Raw genomic sequence first — 20,008 nt, forward strand, 5'->3', positions numbered from 1 at the left:
TGCACTTTTATGTAGCCAACTGATGCGGAATGTGACAGCACTCCCCGCACATGGTCAATTTTCGTTAAGACCATGTTAGGTTCGCGTCAAGTCAGGACGACATCTGAACATCAACATAACAACTGCACGGAAGCGAAAGAATTCTGTCCACTAGGGGGATCCACTCGATGACGTACAACCGCACTCCCGGCCGCCACCCGCTGACCAACGCCCTGCTGGTCGGTCTGATGATGGCCGCTGCCGGCCCGGCCCTGGCCCAGGAAGCCAGCTCAGGTTCCAACCCGATCGACCTCGATCGCGTCAGCGTGACCGGCTCGCGCATTGCGCGTACCGGCTTCGTGACCCCCTCCCCGGTTACGGCCATCACCGCCGAGGAAATCCGTGCCACCGGTGCGAACAATATCGGCGACCTGATGACCCGCCTGCCGGCGCTGACCCCAACCTATACCCTGGGCAACTCGACCCGCTTCATCGGCACCGCCGGTGTGGGTCTGATGGACCTGCGTGGCATGGGCACCTCCCGCACCCTGGTACTGGTCAATGGCCGCCGTCACGTCGGCGCAACCTCCGGCTCCTCCGCCGTGGACGTCAACACCATTCCGGTGGAATGGATCGAGCGCGTGGAAGTGATCACCGGTGGTGCATCGGCGGTGTACGGCGCCGACGCCGTGGCTGGCGTGGTCAACTTCATCATGAAGAAGTCCTTCGACGGGGCTGAAGTACGCGGTCAGACGGGCATGGCCAGCGAAGGCGGATTCAACCGTTCCTTCATCAGTGCCTCGGCCGGCACCGACTTCGCCGGTGGCCGCGGCAACGCCGCTGTCGCCCTTGAATACAGCAAGCAGGACCGCTTCGTCCGCACCGACCGCGCCATCGGCAACGAGTTCCTGGTGTCGGTGCGCAACCCGAACTACGACAGCAGCAAGCCGTCCAGCGAAAGCAACCCGGAAACCGTGCTGGCAGGCCCGGGCGGCAACCACTCGATCTCCTTCGGCGGTACCTTCAACATTGGTACCTTCAACCCGAACAATCCGGCTACCTGGGGCAACCGCTATCAGTTCAACCCGGATGGCACCTTCCGCAAGCAGCGCTACGACGGCACCGTGGTCAGCGCAACCAGTTGCGTGAACTGTGATTTCGCCGACCTGAACTCGGTTGCCGACCTGCAGCCGAAGTTCGACCGCAAGAGCATCAACACGGTCGTCAACTTCGACCTGACCGACAACCACCGCCTGTACTTCGAGGGCAAGTACACCGAAACGGTGTCCGACTTCCTGGCACAGCCGTCGTTCGACCAGACCCTGCGCATCCAGCGCGATAACGCCTACGTGTCGCCGGAACTGCGCGCACTGATGACCAGCGCCGGCCTGAGCCAGCTGACCCTGAGCCGCTTCAACGTCGACGCCGGCCAGCGTGGTGAGCACGTGGAGCGCAACACCCAGCGCTTCGTGCTGGGTATGGAAGGCAACCTGACCGAGAACTGGACCTACGACGTTTACGGCAATTGGGGCCAGAGCGAAGTCAAGCGCTGGAACCTCAACAACCGCATCAACGAGCGTTGGCAGGCCGGCCTGGATACCGTGGTCAACCCGGCCAATGGCGAGATCGTCTGCCGCACCACGCTGAACCCGAACGCGACCAATCCCAACAACGGCAACCGCGTGTACTCGCAGTTCGCCCGCGAAGGCTGCGTGCCGTTCTCGGTGTTCGGCAACGGAGCTGTGACCCAGGCCGCGCGTGACTGGATGAACGTCAATTCGTTCAACTACTCGCGCCTGCAGCAGTCGGTGTTCAGCGCGTCGCTGGCCAACGGCTCGCTCTTCAGCCTGCCGGCCGGTGATGTCGGCGTGGCCGGTGGTGTGGAATACCGCCGCGAAAAGAGCCGCGAAATCACCGATCCGCTGGCCGCGCAGGGCCTGACCTTCCTCAACGCCATTCCCAACCGCATGGGCAAGTACGACGTGCGCGAGGCCTTCGTTGAAACCACCGTGCCGCTGCTGGCCGACATCCCGGGCATCTACAACCTGACCCTGGACGCCGCAGGCCGCTGGTCGGACTACAGCAGCATCGGCAAGACCACCACCTGGAAGGTGGGCCTGGACTGGACCATCATCCCGTCGCTGCGTGCCCGCGGCACCCTGTCGCAGGCGGTGCGCGCACCGAGCATCGGTGAGCTGTACAACCCTCAGAGCGAAAACTTCGCTACGGTCAACGACCCCTGCAACTACCTGGCCACCAACCCGAACCGCCCGAACACCGCGGCGGACCCGGCACTGCGCCAGGCCAACTGCTCGGCGCTGGGCGTGCCGGTCGGCTGGGTCGACACCTACACTGCCACCCGCCCGGGCGTCAGCGGCGGCAATCCGGACCTGAAGCCGGAACGCGCACGCAGCTTCACCTATGGCCTGGTCTGGCAGCCTGATTTCCTGCAGGGCTTCGGCATGTCCGTCGACTACTGGTGGATCAGTCTGAAGGACGCCATTGGTGCGGTGACCGCGCAGACCAATGCAACCCGTTGCGTGGATTCGCCGGGGGGGATCAACAACAGCTTCTGCGGCTTCATCGAACGCGCACCGGTGGGCGGCAAGACCGATGCTGGCGGCCGCACCTTCCCGGAATACTCGATCAGCCGCTGGGTTGCGCTGAACGAAAACCTGGCCCGCTCGCGTCGCGTCGGCGTCGATCTGGAAATGGACTACCGCTTCAAGCTGGCCGAGGGTGACACCGTCATCCGCCTAGTGGGCACCCGTCTGCTGCAGTCGCGCGAGTGGGCCTTCCAGGCCTTCCCGAACGAGTACGACGAGAACGTCACCTGGGTGACCGATCCGCGCTGGCGTGGCCAGTTGCAGACCAAGTACTCGCTGGGCCAGTGGCGCGCGTCGTGGGACATGACCTACGTCGGCCCGAACCTGCGTGTGCAGCCGAAGAGCTACCAGGCCAACCCGGGACAGACCAGTCCGATCCGCAACGGCTCGTACACGTACCACAACTTCCAGTTCGGCTACCGCTTCCCGGGTGACAAGATCGACGTCTACCTGGGCATCGACAACGCCTTCGACAAGGACCCGCCGGTGAACTACTTCGGCTCCGATGTCGGTTCAGCGATGTACGACAACATCGGCCGTTACATGTATATGGGCGCCACCTACAAGTTCTGATCCATCCAGAACCGCAACACCCGACAGGCCCGGCTTTTGCCGGGTCTGTCTTTTTCCGGCCGCGGCCCTGCCCCCTTGCGCCCGGCCATGACCTTCGACACCCTTGCAGGGCAGGCCGGCGGCGTATCGTTCGGCCCACGGCCGTCCCTGCGGCCCTTCCCTGACTCACTCGGCCTGGAGGCCATCAAAGTGACCCGTACTCCCAAGATCGTGCTGCTGACCCTGGCCGTTTCGGCCGCGCTGGTTGGCTGCGGCAAGAACGAAACCCCGGCCAAGGACGCCACCGCCTCCACGCCGGCTGTCGCCGAAGCCACCCAGTACACCCTGGACGAGAGCAAGCTGCCGGCCTATAACGCCTTCCAGCCCAGCGACCTCGATACCAGCAAGGACGCCTGTGGCGCCTTCGGCGACTACGTCAACAGCAAGTGGCTGGCCGCCAATGAAATCCCGGGCGACCGCACCAGCTGGGGCGCGTTCACCATCCTCGACGAGCGTTCGGTGGCCGTGCAGCACCAGCTGGCCGAGCAGGTGGCACAGGTGAAGACCCCGAACCACATCGAGAAGATCGTCGGCGACCTGTGGGCCACCGGCATGGACGAGGCCAAGATCAACGCCCAGGGCATCGAACCGCTGAAGGCCGACCTGACCGCGATCGATGGCCTGCAGGACAAGGCGGCCATCGCCAACTACCTGCGCACCAGCGCCGCCAAGGGCGACAACGTCCTGTTCGGCTTCGGCGCCGAAGCCGACTTCAAGAACTCGGCCGTCAACATGGCCTACGCCAGCCAGGGCGGCCTGGGCCTGCCGGACAGCACCTACTACACCGATGCCAAGAACGCCGACAAGCTGAAGGCCTACCAGGCGCACGTCGCCAAGGTGCTGGAGCTGTCCGGCGTCGCCGCTGCCGACGCTGCCAAGCAGGCCGAGGACGTGGTCAAGTTCGAGACCCGCCTGGCCAAGGCTTCCAAGTCGCGCGTCGAACTGTCGCGCAACGTCGAGCTGTACTACAACCCGGTCACCGTGGCCGACGCGGACAAGCTGACCCCGAACTTCAGCTGGACCGAGTTCTTCAAGTCGCAGGGCGTGGCCGCACCGGAGAAGTTCTCGCTGGCCATGCCGGCCTTCCATGAGGAAGTGAGCAAGGCGCTGGGCGACACCGATCCGTCGGTGTGGCGTGCCTACCTGCGCTTCCACACCGTGGACAGCGCCTCGCCTTACCTGGCCGATGCCTTCGTGCAGGAGAACTACGAGTTCTACGGCAAGACCCTCAACGGGCAGAAGGAACAGAAGCCGCGCTGGAAGCGCGTTCTGGGCACCATCGAGAACGACGCCGGTGAAGCCTTCGGCCAGCTGTACGTGAAGGTGGCCTTCTCGCCGGAAGCCAAGGCGAAGATGGAAGAGCTGGTGAAGAACCTGGCTGCCTCGCTGAAGGACCGCATCCAGGGCCTGAGCTGGATGAGCGATGAAACCAAGGCCAAGGCCATCGCCAAGTGGGAAACCTTCACCCCGAAGATCGGCTACCCGGACAAGTGGCGTGACTGGTCGGGCCTGCAGACCCAGCGCGACAGCTTCCTGGGCAACGTGCGCGCGGCCAACGAGTTCAACTACAAGTTCAACCTGTCCAAGATCGGCAAGCCGGTGGACAAGACCGAGTGGGGCATGACCCCGCAGACGGTCAACGCCTACTACAACCCGCTGCGGAACGAGATCGTCTTCCCGGCCGCCATCCTGCAGCCGCCGTTCTTCGACCCGAAGGCCGACGACGCACTGAACTACGGCGGCATCGGCGCGGTGATCGGCCACGAAATGACCCACGGTTACGACGACCAGGGCGCACGTTTCGGGCCGACCGGCAACATGGAAGACTGGTGGACCGCCGCTGACAAGAAGAACTTCGAAGGCCTGACCGGCAAGCTGGTCAAGCAGTTCGACCAGTACAAGGTCGACGGCCAGGCGGTGAACGGCCACCTGACCCTGGGTGAGAACATCGCCGACCTGGGCGGCCTGGCTACCGCCTACGATGCCCTGCAGAAGGCCAGCGCCGGCAAGGAAGACCCGAAGGTGGACGGCTTCACCCGCGACCAGCGCTTCTTCTTCAACTGGGCCACCGTGTGGCGCACGAAGTACACCCCGGAGAACGCCAAGGTCCGCCTGGCGACCGACCCGCACGCCCCGGCGCAGTTCCGCGCCATGGGTGCGCCGTCGAACCTGCCGACCTTCGCGGCCGCGTTCCAGTGCAAGGCCGGTTCGCCGATGGCCCGCAGCGGCGACCAGCAGGTGGTGATCTGGTAAGCCACAGCTGACGCCGCGGCACACCTGCAGAGGCCCGGGAATTCCCGGGCCTTTGTTTTTCCGGGGTGCTTTTCATCCACCCATGGCGTGGATCCACTGATCTCGGCGCTCCCCGGTAGCGGCCGACCCTGGCCGGCGAAAGCAGCGTGATGCGTGCATGCCGCGTCGATGCCCGGCTTGCTATAGTGCGCGCGCCCTCAATCCATCACGGATTCGTTCCACATGCCCAATTTCCGTCCGCTTGCCATCGCCCTGGGCATCAGCCTGGCGACCTTGGTCCCGACCCACGATGCGTTCGCCGCCGCCAAGAAGAAGGCTGCCCGAGCCCCGGCTGTCAGTGCCCAGTGCAGCGACTTCTATGACGCCACCAACGCAGGCTGGCTGAAGGCCAATCCGGTGCCGCAGACCGGCGCCACCACCGCGCTGGGCCAGCTGGTCGATCGCAGCCGCCAGCAGCAGCGTGAACTGCTCGACGCCGCGATGAAATCGCCGCAGGGCAACGTACAGAAACTGCTGGGCGACTTCTGGGCCAGTGGCCTGGACGAAGCCGCCGTGGAAGCGGACGGTTCCAACCCGATCGCCCCGCTGCTGACCCGCATCAACGCCATCAAGAAGGCCAAGGATGTGCCGGCCTCGATCGCCGCGCTGCACCAGGTCGGCATCCCGGTGGCCTTCAACTTCGGCCCGGACGTGGACCTGAAGGCGCTGGATCGCCACATCGGTTACTTCATGCAGGGTGGCATGGGCCTGCCGGACCCGGCGTTCTATACCCGCACCGACGCCGACACCGTCGCGCTGATGGGCCGCTACCGCAATTACGTCAAGCAGATCCTGGCACTGACCGGCACTCCGGCCGCCAAGCTGGATGCCGAGTCGCAATCGGTGATCGCGCTGGAAACCGAACTGGCGCGCAACGCGCAGTCGCTGGCCGGCATCAACAACCCGTTCAACAACTACGCACCGATCTCCACCAAGGAGCTCAACAGCCGCTACCGCAACCTGCAGCTGGATGCGTTCCTGAAGGCCCAGGGCGTGGACGACGACCTGGTCTCGCTGGCCGACCCGGGCCTGTTCAAGCAGCTCGACGGCATGGTCACCAAGCTCAAGCCGGACCAGTGGAAGGCCTACCTGCGCTGGCGCGTGGGCGACTCGATGGCGCCGTATCTGTCCAAGGCCTACCGCGACGCCGAGTTTGAATTCCGTGGCCGCGTGCTGCGTGGCGAAACGCTGCCGCCGCAGCGTTGGGAAGATGTGCTGGAGGCGATCAACGTGGCCGCCGGCCCGATGCTCGGCCGCGAATACGCCGCCCGTTACCTGTCGGCAGAAGATCGTCGCCAGGCCGCATGGATCGTCGACAAGGTGCGCGAAGTGCAGATCGAGGCGGTCAAGAACAGCAGCTGGATGAGTGCCGAAGCCAAGACCGAAGCGCAGGCCAAGCTGGCCGCGCTGAAGATCGAGATCGGCACCCCGCTGCGCGACCTCGACTACAGCGTGCAGCCGATGGGCCGTGGTTCCTTCGGCGGCAACATGCTGATTGCTTCGACCTGGCGCCATCGCGAGGAAATGAAGCGAATCGGCAAGGGCAACGCTGACCGTCGCTGGGACGTGCTGCCGCAGCAGCCGTCGCTGGCCTATGACCTGGCGCAGAACCGCCTGATCGTCACCGCTGCAATCCTGCAGGGTCCGGTGTTCAACGCCAAGGCCGACGCCGCCGACAAGTTTGGCAGCTTCGGTGGCCTGGTCGGCCATGAGCTGACCCGCGCGATCGATGCCAAGGGCGCGCTGGTCGACGCCAAGGGCGAACTGCGCAGCTGGTGGACCCCGGCAGACAAGACCGCCTGGACCCTGCTCGGCAATCGCGTGGCCGCGCAGTACAGCGCCTACGACTTCCCGGGCGTGAAGGGTGCCAAGGTCAACGGCACGCTCACCCAGGAAGAGAACCTGGCCGACATCGCCGGCCTGGAACTGGCCTGGGCCGCGTACACCGCGCAGGAGCCGAAAGCCAAGCAGGCACAGCAGCAGGGCTTCTTCCGCGCGTGGTCGGCGCTGTGGGCGCAGCAGCTGTCGCCGAACGAGGCCGTGCGTCGCCTGACCGCCGACATCCGTGCACCGGGCCTGTGGCGCAGCAACGGCACGCTGGCCAACCTGCCGGCATTCGGTGCCACCTTCAGCTGCAAGGCCGGCCAGCCGATGCAGCGCAGCGAAGCCGAGCAGATCAAGGTCTGGCGCTGAGCTAGCTGCTGCAACTGGTAATGCAGAGGGCGCCTTCGGGCGCCCTTCTTTTTTGCGGGTGCAGCACGATCCCGGGTTAACACCGGCCGTGCTATCGCTGCGGCTTCGTCCAACGTGGAGCCCCGACATGGCACACAAGAACACCATCTGTGTCTGGTACGACAACGGCGCGCTCGAGGCCGCCACCTTCTATGCCAGCCTCCTGCCCGACAGCGCGGTGACCGCCGTGCATCACGCACCGGGCGACTACCCCGACGGCAAGGAAGGCAACGTACTGACCGTCGAATTCACTGTCTGCGGCATCCCCTGCGTCGGTCTCAATGGTGGGCCTGCGTTCAAGCACAGCGAAGCGTTTTCCTTCCAGATCCAGACCGAAGACCAGGCTGAGACCGACCGTCTGTGGAACGCCATCGTCGGCAACGGTGGCCAGGAGAGCCAATGCGGCTGGTGCAAGGATCGCTGGGGCATCTCCTGGCAGATCAGCCCGCGCATGCTCATCGAAGCGGTGACCAGCAAGGACAAGGCACTGGCCAAGCGCGCCTTCAACGCGATGATGCCGATGAAGAAGATCGACATCGCGACCATCGAAGCGGCAATCAAAAAAGGGGGCGGAGGGGATTAGGTCGTTTCTCCCTCCTGCGCTCAGATGTAGATTGCGACTTGATCCCCTCCGTCCCCTTCTTCCAGAGGTGCTGATGTCCTGGGATGCGATCATCATCGGTGGTGGCCACAATGGCCTGGTCTGCGCGGCCTATATGGCGAAGACCGGGAAGAAAGTGCTGGTCCTTGAACGGCGCGGCGTGCTCGGCGGAGCGGCGGTCACCGAGGAGTTCCATCCCGGCTTCCGCAACTCGGTGGCGTCTTACACAGTATCGCTGTTGCAACCGAAGGTGATCGACGACCTGCAACTGCATGCGCATGGGCTGCGCATTGTCGCGCGCCCGGTCAACAACTTCCTGCCATTGCCCGACGACCGCTACCTGTTGTCGGCACCTGGCCGCACCCAGGCCGAAGTCGCGAAATTCTCCGAACGCGATGCGCAGGCGCTGCCAGCCTATGAAGCGCGCCTGGAGATCTTCGCCGATGTGCTGCGCGCGTGGGCTCTGCGCGCGCCACCGGACCTGGGTGCCGCAGGCGGTTGGCGCGCCCTGCCCGCCCTGTGGCAGATGGGCCGTCTCGGTCGTGAACTGGCGCCGCTGGATGCTTCGCTGCGCCAGGAACTGCTGGACCTGTTCACGCTTTCGGCAGCGGAGTACCTGGACCGCTGGTTCGAGAGCGAACCCATCAAGACGCTGTTCGGCTTCGACGGCATCGTCGGCAACTACGCCAGTCCGTACACTCCGGGCAGCGCTTACGTACTGCTGCACCACGTGTTCGGCCAGTGCAATGGCGTGAAGGGTGCCTGGGGCCATGCGATTGGCGGCATGGGCGCGATCAGCCAGGCCATCGCCACTGCGGCGCGCGAGGCCGGTGCGGAACTGCGCGTGGAGGCCGGTGTGCAGCGCGTGCTCATTGAACAGGGCCGCGCGGTGGGTGTGGAACTGGCCAACGGCGAGATCCTGCGCGCACGCGCGGTGGTCGCCAACGTCAATCCGAAACTGCTGTACGAACAATTGCTGGAACGGGCACAGGTACCCAACGCAACACGCGAACGCATGACGAACTGGCGCTGCGGTTCGGGCACGTTCCGGATGAACGTGGCGCTGTCGCGGCTGCCGGATTTCAGCGCCCTGCCCGGCCCCGGCGATCACCTCAGCGCCGGCATCATCATGGCACCCAGCCTGGACTACATGGACCGCGCGTGGCTGGACGCGCGCCGCGACGGCTGGTCACGCGAGCCGATCGTGGAAATGCTGATTCCCAGTACGCTGGACGATTCACTGGCGCCGCCCGGTCAGCATGTGGCCAGCCTGTTCTGCCAGCACGTGGCACCGGTACTCCCCGACGGGCGTCGCTGGGATGATCACCGTTCAACAGTGGCCGATCTGATGATCGCCACCGTTGAACGGTATGCGCCGGGTTTCGCCGACAGCGTGCTGGGCCGCCAGGTGCTGTCCCCGCTGGATCTGGAGCGGATCTTCGGCCTGATCGGTGGCGACATCTTCCACGGCGCACTGAGCGCCAACCAGTTGTTCTCGGCACGGCCGATGGTGGGCCAGGCCGGCTATCGCGGTGCCCTGCCCGGGTTGTACCTGTGTGGTTCGGGTACCCATCCCGGTGGTGGCGTCACTGGTGCACCAGGGCACAACGCCGCGCGGGTGGTGTTACAGGATCTGTAGATCCACGCCATGCGTGGATGCGCGCGTGTCCGTCGCATGCATGACCTGCCGTTGGTGGGTGCCAACCTTGGTTGGCACGAACCGACAGGGATGATTGCCAACCTAGGTTTGCTCCTACCCGCGTGAAGCGAGGCGCATCGCGCCTCACTTCACGCTGCGCAGATGGTTCGGGCGCTTCGGTGGGCCCGGCGGTCGGCGCCTGTTGAACGGCGATTGCCCGCGCCAGTAGCGGATCAGCAACCAGCCGAACAGCATGCCCCCCAGATGCGCAAAGTGGGCCACGCCCGGCTGCCAGCCGGTCATGCCCAGCACCAGCTCACCCACGCCGAACAGGATCACGAAGGTCCGCGCCTTCATCGGGATCGGCGGGAACAGCAGCATCACCCGCTGGTTCGGGAACAGCATGCCGTAGGCCAGCAACAGGCCGAACACGCCACCGGAAGCGCCCAGCACCGTGGCCGGATTCTCCAGCAACGTACCCACCAGCAGCTGGCAGACACCGGCACCGGCCACGCACACCAGGTAGTACAGCAGGAAGCGTTTCTCGCCCCAGGTCTGCTCCAGCGGCGCACCGAACATGAAGACCGCCAGCATGTTGAAGAACAGATGCCCGAAGCTGCCATGCAGGAAGCCATAGGTCAGCAGCTGCCACGGCTGGAAGTTGACGCCCGGCGAGAACGCATCGAAGCCCTGCTGCAGCGGTTGCAGCATGAACGGCTCGAAGGTCTGCATGCCAAGCAGGAAAGGCTGCTGCAGCAGGAACAGGATCGCGTTGGCGATCAGCAGGGCCTTGGTGACGGTTGGCAGTCGCGGGAACATGGGAGCACCGGCATGGAACGGCCTCCATCATAGCCGCAGCTCCGTGTCTTGTTGGCGACCCGCAGGCGTGGCCTGTTCAGTCGCCAGCGGTGCTCAGCCCGGGCCCCACACGGCCGCATCCAGCGCCGCGGCTGGATCGGTGGCCGGCATCCGCACCCGGCCGTTCTCCACCACCACGCCCTCGGCGCGCAGCCGCTGTGACTGCTCGCGCCAGCCGGCCGACCCTTCTTCCATGGCAATTCGCCCATCCGAACGCAGCACGCGATGCCAGGGCAGGTCGGGATCGTCGTTCTGGCCGAGGATGCGTGCGGTCAAGCGCGCACGCCCCGGCAGGCCGGCACGCATCGCCACCTGGCCATAGCCCATCACCTGCCCCGCCGGGATCGCGCGGATCACCGCCAGGATGCGCGCACGCGCCTGCTCCGGCGTCAGCGCCGCAGGCGGGTCACCAGCAGTACGCCGATCAGCACCAGCACGGTGCCGGCGATCTGCGCCGGCCCCATCGGTTCGTCGAGCAGCCATAGGCTCATCACGATGGTGGAAACAGGGCCCAGCATACCGACCTGCGCGGCCAGCGACGAACCCACGCGCTGCACCGCCAGCATGATCGCCAGTACCGGCAGCACCGTGCACACGGTGGCATTGACCAGCGACAGCCACTGCACCGGTGCCGGCGCCTGCCACAGCAGCGGCAGCGGATGGGTCACCGCGAAGTGCAGCAGCACCAGCACGCTGGCCACGCAGCTGGCGTAGGCGGTCAGCCGCACCGCGCCGATGCGCGCCACCACCTGCCCGCTGCCGAACAGGTAGAGCGCGTAACTGAGCGCACTGCCCAGTACCAGCAGGCTGCCGACGATGATCTGCCCACCCTCGCGCTGCAGGTCATGGCCGAAGGCCAGCAGCACGCCCAGATAGCTCAGCACCAGCGCGCCGATCTGCCAGCGGCCCGGCCGCTGGCGCGCCAGCAGCACGTTGATCAGCAGCACCAGGGTCGGGTTCAAGTAGAGAATCAGGCGCTCCAGGGTCACGCTGATGTACTGCAGGCCCTGGAAGTCGAGCAGACTGGACAGGTAGTAGCCGGTGAAGCCCAGCCACAACACGCGGGCGCGGTCGGCCCAGGACAGCGGCTCGGCCCGGCGCGCGGCCCACAGTGCCATCAGTACGAACAGCGGCAGCGCCATCAGCATGCGCAAGGCGAGCAGCGTGGTGGCATCCACGCCGTGACGCAGGCCGAGCTTGACGATGATGGCCTTGCCGGAGGCGGCGATGGCGCCGATCGCGGCCAGGCCGATGCCTCCCAGCGCGATGCGTGGGGAAGCGGTGGCGATGCGGGAAGCGGGGCTGGACATCAGGACGACGGCGGGCCGCGCGGGGCGGCCCGGAAAGGCGTGGGGGCCGTCATTGTCGCATGGCGGCGCCCGCTGACCTGTAGAGCCGAGCCCGCGCTCGGCTTCGCCAACCCTGGGCGAAAAGCAGCCGAGCATGGCTCGGCTCTACAACGGCCCGGCTCAGCGCATCAGCACGACTTCCTCGGCCGAGGTCGGGTGGATCGCCACGGTGTCGTCGAACTGGGCCTTGGTCGCGCCCATCTTCACCGCCACCGCGAAGCCCTGCAGGATCTCGTCGGCCGCTTCGCCCAGCAGGTGGATGCCCACCACCCGTTCTTCCGGACCGGCACAGACCATCTTGAACAGGCTGCGCTGGGTACCGTTGGCCAGCGCCTGCAGCATCGGGCGGAAACGGCTGTGGTAGACGCTCACCTGGTCGAACCGCGCGCGCGCCTCTTCTTCGCTCATGCCCACCGCACCCAGCGGTGGGTGCGAGAACACCACGCTGGCCACGTTCTCGTAATCCATCTTCGACCGCGGGCGTCCACCGAACAGGCGGTCCATCAGCCGCCGCGAAGCGGCCACCGCCACCGGCGTCAGGCCGACCTTGCCAGCGATGTCACCCACCGCATGCACGCTAGGCACGCTCGTGGTCTGCCATTCGTCCACCTCCACCTGCTGATGCTCGCCGATGACGATGCCGAGCGCTTCCAGGCCGAGGTCACGGCTGTTGCCGCGCCGGCCGGTGGCAAAGAACACCGCGTCGAACACGCTGTCGAGCGGGCCATCATGGCCGAATGCACGCACGCGTTCGCCATCGCGCTGAAGTTCGCGCAGGCGGTAGTCGAAATGGATGCGCACGCCCTGCTGTTTCAGGTTCTCGGCCAGCTGGTCGGTCAGCTCGTAATCGAAGCGTTCCAGCAAGCGCCTTCCGCGCACCAGCAGGCTCACCCTGCTGCCCAGCGCCTGCAGCAGGCCGGCCAGCTCCACCGCGATGTAACCGCCACCGATGATTGCCACCTCGGCCGGTGCCGCGCGCAGATCGAAGAAATCATCGGAGACCAGGCCCAGCTCGGCACCCGGAATATCCGGCCGCAGCGGGTGCGCACCGGTGGCGATCAGGATGTGTTCGGCGCTGTAACGCACGCCATCGCTGCAGGCGACGGTATGCGCATCGAGCAGATGGCCGCGCGCCGGAATGCGCACCACGCCGGTTTCATCCAGGCGCTTGTGGTAGCTGGTGTGGATGTTGCTGATGTAGGCCTGGCGATGGATCACCAGTTCCTTCCACGACAGCGACGGGCGTGCCTCGACATCGAAGCCCATCGCATTGGCCAGGCCGATGCGCTCGTGCAGGTCGGCCGCCAGCCACATCGCCTTCTTCGGCACGCAGCCGACATTGACGCAGGTCCCGCCCAGTTCACCAGGCTCCAGCAGCGCCACGCGCTTGCCGTGCTGCGCGGCGCGGATCGCACCGGCCAGGCCGGCGGAGCCGCCGCCAAGGACGATCAGGTCGTAATCATAGGGTGCAGTGCTCATCGGAATCGCTCGGGTCGGTAAGGGGCAGGATCGATCGCCGGCGTGCGGCCGCAGACGAGATCGGCGATCAGCTGGCCGGTGCCGGCGCTCATGCTGATGCCGAGCATGCCATGCCCCGCTGCAAGCCAGACGTGAGGATGCGCGGGCGCGCGGCCGATCAACGGCACGTCGTCCACGCTCATGGGGCGCCACCCGCACCACTGCTCCTGCAGCTGCGCACCACGTGGCGCGCGCAGGTAGTGGTCGGCGGCCTGCTGCAAGGCCTGCAGGCGAGCCGTGCGCAGCTGCGGATCGGCACCGGCGAATTCCATGGTGCCGCCCAGGCGCAGCGCTTCGCGCCAGGCGATCACGAACACGGAATGGTCTTTCAGCACCACCGGACGCTGTGGCACCTGCGCCGGTCGCGACCAGGTCAGCGAGTAGCCTTTGCCGGGCTGGATCGGCACGCGCAGATCCAGTTGCCGTGCCCAGTCGCGCGACCACGGGCCGGTGGCCAGCACCAGCTCACGTGCCCGCAGGGCCTGCCCACCGACCTGCACGCGTACCCCCTGTGCATCGTCGCTGAAGTCCTGCACGTCCTTCTGCTCGTCGATCACCACGCCCTGCGCGCGCAGTACACGTGCCAGCTCCGCGGTGTAGCGGTCCGGCCGCAGCTGCGCATCACCGGGAAAGTGGATCGCGCCGGCCAGACGGTCGTGGAAGGCCGGATTGGTACGTGCGTAGCCGGCCCCGTCGATGCAGGCCGTGGCGATACCCTGCCTGTTCAGTGCTTCGCACTCGGCCGCGTAGTGGTCGAAGTTGCGCGCATCGCCGAATACATAGTCCAGCCCGCGCGTATCGAACTCGCACTCCAGTGCATGCGCCCGCACCCAATCGGCCAGGCGCAGCCGCGAGTCGTTCAGCAATGCACCCCGTGCCCGCGTGGATTGCAGCCAGTCACGCGCGTTGCAGCGCGCACCGAACTGCAGCAACCAGCGCCACAGCACCGGATCCAGGCGGGTGCGCACATACAGCGGCGCACGCGGATCGAGCATCCATCGCAATGCGCGCAGTGGTACGCCAGGCGCAGCCAGTGGAGGTGCATGGCTGGGAGTGACGGTGCCGCAGTTGCCGTGCGAGGTTGCCGCACCAATGCGGCCACGATCGATCACACGCACCTGCCGCCCCTGCGCACGCAGTGCGAGCGCGGCGGCCAGACCGATGACACCGGCGCCCACCACGATCACATCCTCGCGCGCGCCCAGCATCGATCAGCCCTGCCCGGCTCCGCGCCGCATCGGCGGCCACTGCCGGTAGGTCATCGCGCGCCACAGCCATTCCATCGGCCCAAAGCGGAAGTGGCGCAGCCAGGCGTGCGAGATGCCCACCTGCACGGTGAACAGCAGCAGCGCGAACAGCAGCTGCACGCTGCGTGGCATCATTTCGAACGCGCCCAGGCCGTAGTGGTAGAACAACCAGGTGCACAGCAGGGACTGGCCGAGGTAATGGGTCAACGCCATGCGCCCGACCGGCGCCAGCCAGCCCAGCCGCGCGCGCCAGTGCACGATCCAGGCCAGGTAGCCCAGGCACATCGGCAGGCCGCCGATCGTCACCAGCGCCATCGCCGCCGTCACCGGCAGATCGTAGGCGCCCGGCGCCAGATACGGTTTCCAGGCAACACCCAGCAGCGTGACCAGCAGGCCGAGGGGCAGCGCCACCCAACGCAACACCGCGTACAGCCGCGGGAAGCGCTCCGGTGTGGCCAGCGCGCCGCTGCCGGCAAACCAGCTGCCGATCAGGAACATGCCGAGCACCTCCGGACCGGTGATCAGCAGTGCCCCCATCGATGCGCCGAACTCATTCAACCGCTGCACGGTGGCCTGCATCCAGCTGCCGTGCCCGTACACCTGGCGCTGCAGATCGATGCTCTGCTGCGCCTCGGTGAGCATTTCCCGCACCTCGTCAGCCGAGGCCATCGACACCATCGCGCCGACCAGCAGCATCATCGCCACGCCGCCGAGGTAGACCGCCGCGCCCATCCACGGCAGCCAGCTGCGCGGCGCCTCCCGGCAGGCCAGCAGCGGCAGCGAGATCAGCGCGTAAAGCACCAGGATGTCGCCCGACCAGACCAGCACTGCATGGCACAGGCCGATCAGCAGCAGACCGGCGCTGCGACGCAGGTAGAACGGAGTGAAATCACGCCCAGCCAGCTCGGCGCGTTGCGCCATCACCGCAAAGCCGGCGCCGAACAACAGCGAGAACAGGGTGAAGAACTTGCCCTGCACGAACACATAGACAAAGGCATCGGCCCAGTAGTCAATGCCATGCCAATGCACGTCGATGGCAGTGAACGCCAGGTCCAGCGGCCCGCTGAAGGCCTCGATGTTCATCAGCAGGATGCCCAGCAGCGCGGCACCACGCAGCACGTCCAGCACGGCGATGCGTTCGCCGGAGGCCATCGGCTGCAGGGAAGGAGAGGCGGCGTTCACGGGGCATCCGTCGGGCAGGTCCGTCATTATGCCGCTGGCCCGCACGCCGTGGATGGGCGCGCCGTGTTCCAGAAACGCAACGGCCCGCCGAGGCGGGCCGCTGCTGACATCACGATCGCGCTGCGATCAGTGGTGGTGACCACCGTCGCCGTGGACGTGGCCGTGATCGATCTCTTCCTGGCCGGCTTCACGCACATCGACGATCTCCACGTCGAAGTGCAGGTCCTTGCCAGCCATCGGGTGGTTGAGGTCAACGTCGACGACGCTCATGCCGACCTTCTGCACGGTCACCGCACGCGGGCCGAAGTTGGTCTGCAGCACGACCTGCTGGCCCGGGGCCAGCTTGGTGTTGCCGAAGTGCTTCTTCGGCACGCGCTGGGACAGGCCCTCACGGCGCTCGCCGTAGGCGTCGGCAGCATTGACATCGACGCTGAAGGTCGCGCCGGCTTCCTTGTCCATCATGGCGTTTTCCAGGCCCGGGATGATGTTGCCGTGGCCGATCAGGATCGCCAGCGGCTCGCCGCGGTCCTTGGACGATTCGATCGGCTCCTGGCCGACTTCGGAAACGGTGTAGTGGAAGCGGACAACGCGGTCTTTTTCGATCTTCATGCGCAACTCTGTCTGGATCTGCCGGAGGCAGGCGGGTTGGGGCGGGTTGTCGCCCGGCGGGGACGCCGCCATCATGACGGCCAATCCAAGGTGGCGCATTATCCGGAGATCATGCACATCACGCCAGTTTCGTCCGGCCTGCGCCGGCTTCTCGCCCCGACCCTGCTGCTGGCCCTGCCCCTGCTGATGACCGCCTGCGGCGCTGGCAAGGCCACCCGCCCTGCACCTCCCCCGCCAACGGCGAACTGGCCGAAGACCGTGCCGGACAACCCGGAGGCGGCCAACTCGGTGCTGATGCGCGCCATCAGCCTGGTCGGCACCCCCTACCGCTATGGCGGCAATACCCCGGATTCGGGCTTCGACTGCAGCGGCCTGGTTGCCTATGTCTACCGCGAGATGCTGGACCTGAAGCTGCCACGTACTTCGCGCGATCTGGCGGCGGTACAGGGCCCGAAGATCGATCCGCAGCGCCTGGCCACCGGCGATCTGGTGTTCTTCGGCAGCCGCGGCAGCGTCACCCACGTCGGCATCTATGTAGGTGAAGGGCGTTTCGTGCACGCGCCGAGTACCGGTGGCACCGTGCGGCTGGACTCGCTCAGCGGTCCCTACTGGAAGGACCACTACACAGGTGCGAAACGTGTCCTTCGCTAAGATGAACAGGCTATATGTTCAAAACTGTGACGCCCATCACCTTAAAACTAACGAATTACTAACGGAATTTTTAACTTATCCGCGCTTTTACAGGGCATGATGCCCCATCGTTTTTTTCCTGTGACCGACGCGTGACGACTGACGACCTGAAAAGCGAAGGCCAGACTTCCGTATCTTCACGCAGTGCCCGCCCGTTGTTGCTTGGCCTGGCGCTGTGTCTGACCAGCCTCCCGGTCTGGTCGCAGACTGCTCCGAACCGTTCCGATGCAACCCCGGCCCCGGTGGCCGAGAGCACCGCCCGACCGGCCGCCAAGGCCGAGGCTGCCGCTCCGCAGCGCAGCCGCGTCGACGCCGCCGCCAGCGCTACCCTGGCCGCCCTGCTGCCGCACCTGGCCGCCAACGACACCATTCCGCTGATGGACCGCTCGGCCGTGGTGGCCGGTGACCTCAGCCGCCTCCTCGCCAACTACGACACCAGCAGCGCTGCCAATGGCAGCGTTGTCGGCACCGCGGCCGACAACGGCAAGGTGCAGTCGCTGCTGCGCCGCGCGATGACCCTGCTGGGTACCCCGTACCGTTGGGGTGGCAGCAACCCGGACAGCGGTTTCGACTGCAGCGGCCTGGTCGGCTACGTGTTCCGCTCGGCCCTGGGTATCGAGCTGCCGCGCGTCTCGCGTGAAATGGCACACGACGACAACGCCGAACTGATCAACGATCGCACTGCGCTGGCGGCGGGTGACCTGGTCTTCTTCGGCCGCAAGGGCCGCGTCGACCATGTCGGTATCTATGTCGGCGATGGCCGCTTCCTGCACGCACCGAGCTCGGGCAAGGACGTCCGCGTGGACACCCTGCTCAGTGGCTACTGGGGCAACAAGTTCATGCAGGCCCGCCGGGTCGACCTCTGACCCGCTGGCGCCACCGCGCTGCCTGATGCAAGAAGCCGCTGCCCTGCAGCGGCTTTTTTTTGTTTGCGCGCCCTGGTGGGTGCCGCCCTTGGTCGGCACCGCGTCGCCTGCCCTGGTGGGTGCCGACCTTGGTCGGCACCGCCCATCCACGCATGGCGTGGATCTACCCGGAACCGCCTTGGCCAGCACCGATTCAACCATTCCCAAACAAAAAGCCCGCCGGTCAGGCGGGCTTTTCACTAACCACGCAACCTCAGCGCTGCGGTGGTGTCGGGTCGGGATCATCCACGCCCACGTTGCTGGACGGGTTGTCATACACCGCCTGATCGAGCAGCCCGGTCTCCTTGGCCACGATCACCGGCACCAGCATCTGGCCCGTCACGTTCGTCATCGTGCGCATCATGTCCAGGATGCGGTCGATGGCATACAGGTAGCCGATGGTCTCCAGCGGCAGATTGGCCGCGCTCAGCACCACCGTGGCCATGATCACTGCGGTACCCGGCACGCCGGCGGTACCGAAGCTGCCCAGCACCGAAGCGATCAGCACTACCACGTACTGTTCCGGGGTCAGCGGCACACCGCTGTACTGCGCGATGAACACCGCGCACAGCGCCGGATAGATCGCACCGCAGCCGTCCATCTTGATGCTGGCGCCCAGCGGCACCGCGAACGAACCGTAGTCCTTGTTAACGCCCAGGTTGTGGGTGATCGAACGCAGCGCCACCGGCATCGCGGCGAAGCTGGACGAGCTGACGAAGGCCACCTGCATGCCAGGCGCCGCACCGCGGAAGAATTTCAGCGGGTTCAGGCCATGCGCCAGCAGCAGCGCACTGTAGACCACCACGATGTGCAGGGCGCAGGCCACATACAGGGCCAGCACGAAATGACCCAGCGGCAGCAGCTTCTCGAACCCGTAGCTGCCGACCAGGCCGGCGATCAGGCCGAAGGTACCGATCGGGGTGACTTCCAGCACGAAGCGGGTCACCTGGATCATGATGTCGCTCATCTGGCCGACCAGCTTGCGCGCCTCGGTCACCTTCTCGCCCAGCTTGACGATGGCGAAGCCGACCAGGCCAGCGAAGAAGATCACCGGCAGGATCGAACCACGACCGGCCGCCAGCACGGTCTCACCGGCTGCGTTGACCTTGGTGCCGATGCCGGACAGCGCGTAGAAGACATTGGCCGGCACCACATCCAGCAGCACCTGCACCACGCTGGGCACTTCACGCGGTACGTAGTTGCTGGCCATCGTCAGCTGCAGGCCACCGGCGCCGGGCTGCAGCACGGTGCCCACGCCCAGGCCGACGCACACCGCCAATGCAGCGGTGATCACGAACCACAGGAAGGTACGGCCACTGAGCGCGGCGACCGACTTCTGGCCATGCAGCGACGAGATCGCGTTGATGACCGCGAAGAACACCAGCGGCACGGCGATCATCTTGATCAGGGTGACGTACAGCTCGCCGAGCGGGCCGAACCACGTTTCCGCGGCCGGGCCGAGCGCCCAGCCGGCCAGAGCGCCGAGCACGAAGCCACCGACCACGCGCTGCCAGAATGGAATCCGCAGCCAGGCAGAGACCAGCTTCATAGGCAATCCAGAGGGAAGGAAGGGATGCTGGCACGATAGCCCAACAACGGCTGGGGAACGACCGCCCGGCGGGCAAATCAGTGTGTCATCGGCGTGCCTTGCGAGGGCGGGCATAATGAACGTCCCGTTACAGTTTGTGA

General features: G+C 66.1%; 15 protein-coding genes. 7 read left to right on the forward strand and 8 right to left on the reverse strand.

Annotated elements, in window-relative coordinates; all coding sequences use genetic code 11:
• Positions 1 to 167: 167 nt before the first annotated feature.
• The 5 genes from ACZK29_RS15800 to ACZK29_RS15820 all read left to right on the forward strand — a co-directional run bounded on the left by ACZK29_RS15800 (position 168) and on the right by ACZK29_RS15820 (position 9,961).
• The gene (locus ACZK29_RS15800) at positions 168 to 3,158 is read left to right on the forward strand and encodes a TonB-dependent receptor domain-containing protein (RefSeq protein WP_111204147.1); all 2,991 of its coding nucleotides are present in this window, start codon (positions 168 to 170) and stop codon (positions 3,156 to 3,158) included.
• A gap of 189 nt (positions 3,159 to 3,347) precedes the next feature.
• Entirely contained in the window at positions 3,348 to 5,450 is a 2,103-nt protein-coding gene (locus ACZK29_RS15805) for a M13 family metallopeptidase (protein ID WP_478446224.1), read from the forward strand.
• A 222-nt stretch (positions 5,451 to 5,672) separates the two neighbouring features.
• Entirely contained in the window at positions 5,673 to 7,682 is a 2,010-nt protein-coding gene (locus ACZK29_RS15810; protein WP_478446225.1) for a M13 family metallopeptidase, read from the forward strand.
• A 127-nt stretch (positions 7,683 to 7,809) separates the two neighbouring features.
• A complete protein-coding gene (locus ACZK29_RS15815; protein WP_111204145.1) occupies positions 7,810 to 8,304 on the forward strand; it encodes a VOC family protein in 495 nt (164 codons plus the stop codon).
• A 73-nt stretch (positions 8,305 to 8,377) separates the two neighbouring features.
• Positions 8,378 to 9,961 carry a phytoene desaturase family protein gene (locus tag ACZK29_RS15820; RefSeq protein WP_478446226.1) on the forward strand — a complete coding sequence of 528 codons (1,584 nt, stop codon included), beginning with the start codon at positions 8,378 to 8,380 and terminating at the stop codon, positions 9,959 to 9,961.
• 144 nt (positions 9,962 to 10,105) lie between these two features.
• Here ACZK29_RS15820 and ACZK29_RS15825 read toward each other — a convergent pair whose 3' ends face one another.
• From ACZK29_RS15825 to ACZK29_RS15855, 7 genes are all read right to left on the reverse strand, one after another.
• Entirely contained in the window at positions 10,106 to 10,780 is a 675-nt protein-coding gene (locus ACZK29_RS15825) for a rhomboid family intramembrane serine protease (RefSeq protein WP_459047175.1), read from the reverse strand.
• A gap of 93 nt (positions 10,781 to 10,873) precedes the next feature.
• Positions 10,874 to 11,212 (reverse strand): MGMT family protein, encoded by a 339-nt coding sequence (locus tag ACZK29_RS15830; RefSeq protein ID WP_224329410.1) that lies wholly within the window; start codon positions 11,210 to 11,212, stop codon positions 10,874 to 10,876.
• Complete coding sequence (locus tag ACZK29_RS15835) at positions 11,209 to 12,129, reverse strand: DMT family transporter (protein WP_029550870.1); 921 nt, start codon at positions 12,127 to 12,129, stop codon at positions 11,209 to 11,211. The genes ACZK29_RS15830 and ACZK29_RS15835 overlap by 4 nt, the downstream gene beginning before the upstream one ends.
• A gap of 159 nt (positions 12,130 to 12,288) precedes the next feature.
• Complete coding sequence (gene gorA, locus ACZK29_RS15840; RefSeq protein ID WP_478446227.1) at positions 12,289 to 13,647, reverse strand: glutathione-disulfide reductase; 1,359 nt, start codon at positions 13,645 to 13,647, stop codon at positions 12,289 to 12,291.
• Entirely contained in the window at positions 13,644 to 14,894 is a 1,251-nt protein-coding gene (locus ACZK29_RS15845; protein WP_478446228.1) for an NAD(P)/FAD-dependent oxidoreductase, read from the reverse strand. Before ACZK29_RS15845 ends, gorA begins: the two co-directional genes overlap by 4 nt.
• Before the next feature lie 3 nt (positions 14,895 to 14,897).
• On the reverse strand, positions 14,898 to 16,142 hold the full coding sequence (locus ACZK29_RS15850; protein ID WP_111204140.1) for a DUF418 domain-containing protein: 1,245 nt from the start codon (positions 16,140 to 16,142) through the stop codon (positions 14,898 to 14,900).
• A gap of 99 nt (positions 16,143 to 16,241) precedes the next feature.
• Positions 16,242 to 16,724, reverse strand: coding sequence for an FKBP-type peptidyl-prolyl cis-trans isomerase (locus tag ACZK29_RS15855; protein WP_099554997.1), 483 nt, complete (start codon positions 16,722 to 16,724; stop codon positions 16,242 to 16,244).
• Positions 16,725 to 16,835: 111 nt separating this feature from the next.
• Here ACZK29_RS15855 and ACZK29_RS15860 point away from each other — a divergent pair, with 111 nt between their 5' ends.
• Together ACZK29_RS15860 and ACZK29_RS15865 are read left to right on the forward strand one after the other, a co-directional pair.
• Positions 16,836 to 17,375, forward strand: a complete 540-nt coding sequence (locus tag ACZK29_RS15860; RefSeq protein ID WP_478446229.1) for a C40 family peptidase — start codon at positions 16,836 to 16,838, stop codon at positions 17,373 to 17,375.
• A 131-nt stretch (positions 17,376 to 17,506) separates the two neighbouring features.
• Positions 17,507 to 18,280, forward strand: coding sequence for a C40 family peptidase (locus ACZK29_RS15865; RefSeq protein WP_106551133.1), 774 nt, complete (start codon positions 17,507 to 17,509; stop codon positions 18,278 to 18,280).
• A gap of 253 nt (positions 18,281 to 18,533) precedes the next feature.
• Here the strand turns inward: ACZK29_RS15865 and ACZK29_RS15870 are convergent, their stop codons facing one another.
• Entirely contained in the window at positions 18,534 to 19,868 is a 1,335-nt protein-coding gene (locus tag ACZK29_RS15870; protein WP_459047178.1) for a dicarboxylate/amino acid:cation symporter, read from the reverse strand.
• Positions 19,869 to 20,008 lie beyond the last annotated feature (140 nt).

The sequence above is a fragment of the Stenotrophomonas sp. 89682_Sma genome (assembly GCF_056481405.1).

What these genes read in the sequence shown, in the direction of transcription:
- ACZK29_RS15850 (WP_111204140.1), bottom strand. Translation starts at nt 16,142, where the DNA reads ATGACGGACCTGCCCGACGGATGCCCCGTGAACGCCGCCTCTCCTTCC.
- ACZK29_RS15820 (WP_478446226.1), top strand. Translation starts at nt 8,378, where the DNA reads ATGTCCTGGGATGCGATCATCATCGGTGGTGGCCACAATGGCCTGGTC.
- gorA (WP_478446227.1), bottom strand. Translation starts at nt 13,647, where the DNA reads ATGAGCACTGCACCCTATGATTACGACCTGATCGTCCTTGGCGGCGGC.
- ACZK29_RS15800 (WP_111204147.1), top strand. Translation starts at nt 168, where the DNA reads ATGACGTACAACCGCACTCCCGGCCGCCACCCGCTGACCAACGCCCTG.
- ACZK29_RS15810 (WP_478446225.1), top strand. Translation starts at nt 5,673, where the DNA reads ATGCCCAATTTCCGTCCGCTTGCCATCGCCCTGGGCATCAGCCTGGCG.
- ACZK29_RS15860 (WP_478446229.1), top strand. Translation starts at nt 16,836, where the DNA reads ATGCACATCACGCCAGTTTCGTCCGGCCTGCGCCGGCTTCTCGCCCCG.
- ACZK29_RS15835 (WP_029550870.1), bottom strand. Translation starts at nt 12,129, where the DNA reads ATGTCCAGCCCCGCTTCCCGCATCGCCACCGCTTCCCCACGCATCGCG.
- ACZK29_RS15845 (WP_478446228.1), bottom strand. Translation starts at nt 14,894, where the DNA reads ATGCTGGGCGCGCGCGAGGATGTGATCGTGGTGGGCGCCGGTGTCATC.
- ACZK29_RS15870 (WP_459047178.1), bottom strand. Translation starts at nt 19,868, where the DNA reads ATGAAGCTGGTCTCTGCCTGGCTGCGGATTCCATTCTGGCAGCGCGTG.
- ACZK29_RS15855 (WP_099554997.1), bottom strand. Translation starts at nt 16,724, where the DNA reads ATGAAGATCGAAAAAGACCGCGTTGTCCGCTTCCACTACACCGTTTCC.
- ACZK29_RS15815 (WP_111204145.1), top strand. Translation starts at nt 7,810, where the DNA reads ATGGCACACAAGAACACCATCTGTGTCTGGTACGACAACGGCGCGCTC.
- ACZK29_RS15825 (WP_459047175.1), bottom strand. Translation starts at nt 10,780, where the DNA reads ATGTTCCCGCGACTGCCAACCGTCACCAAGGCCCTGCTGATCGCCAAC.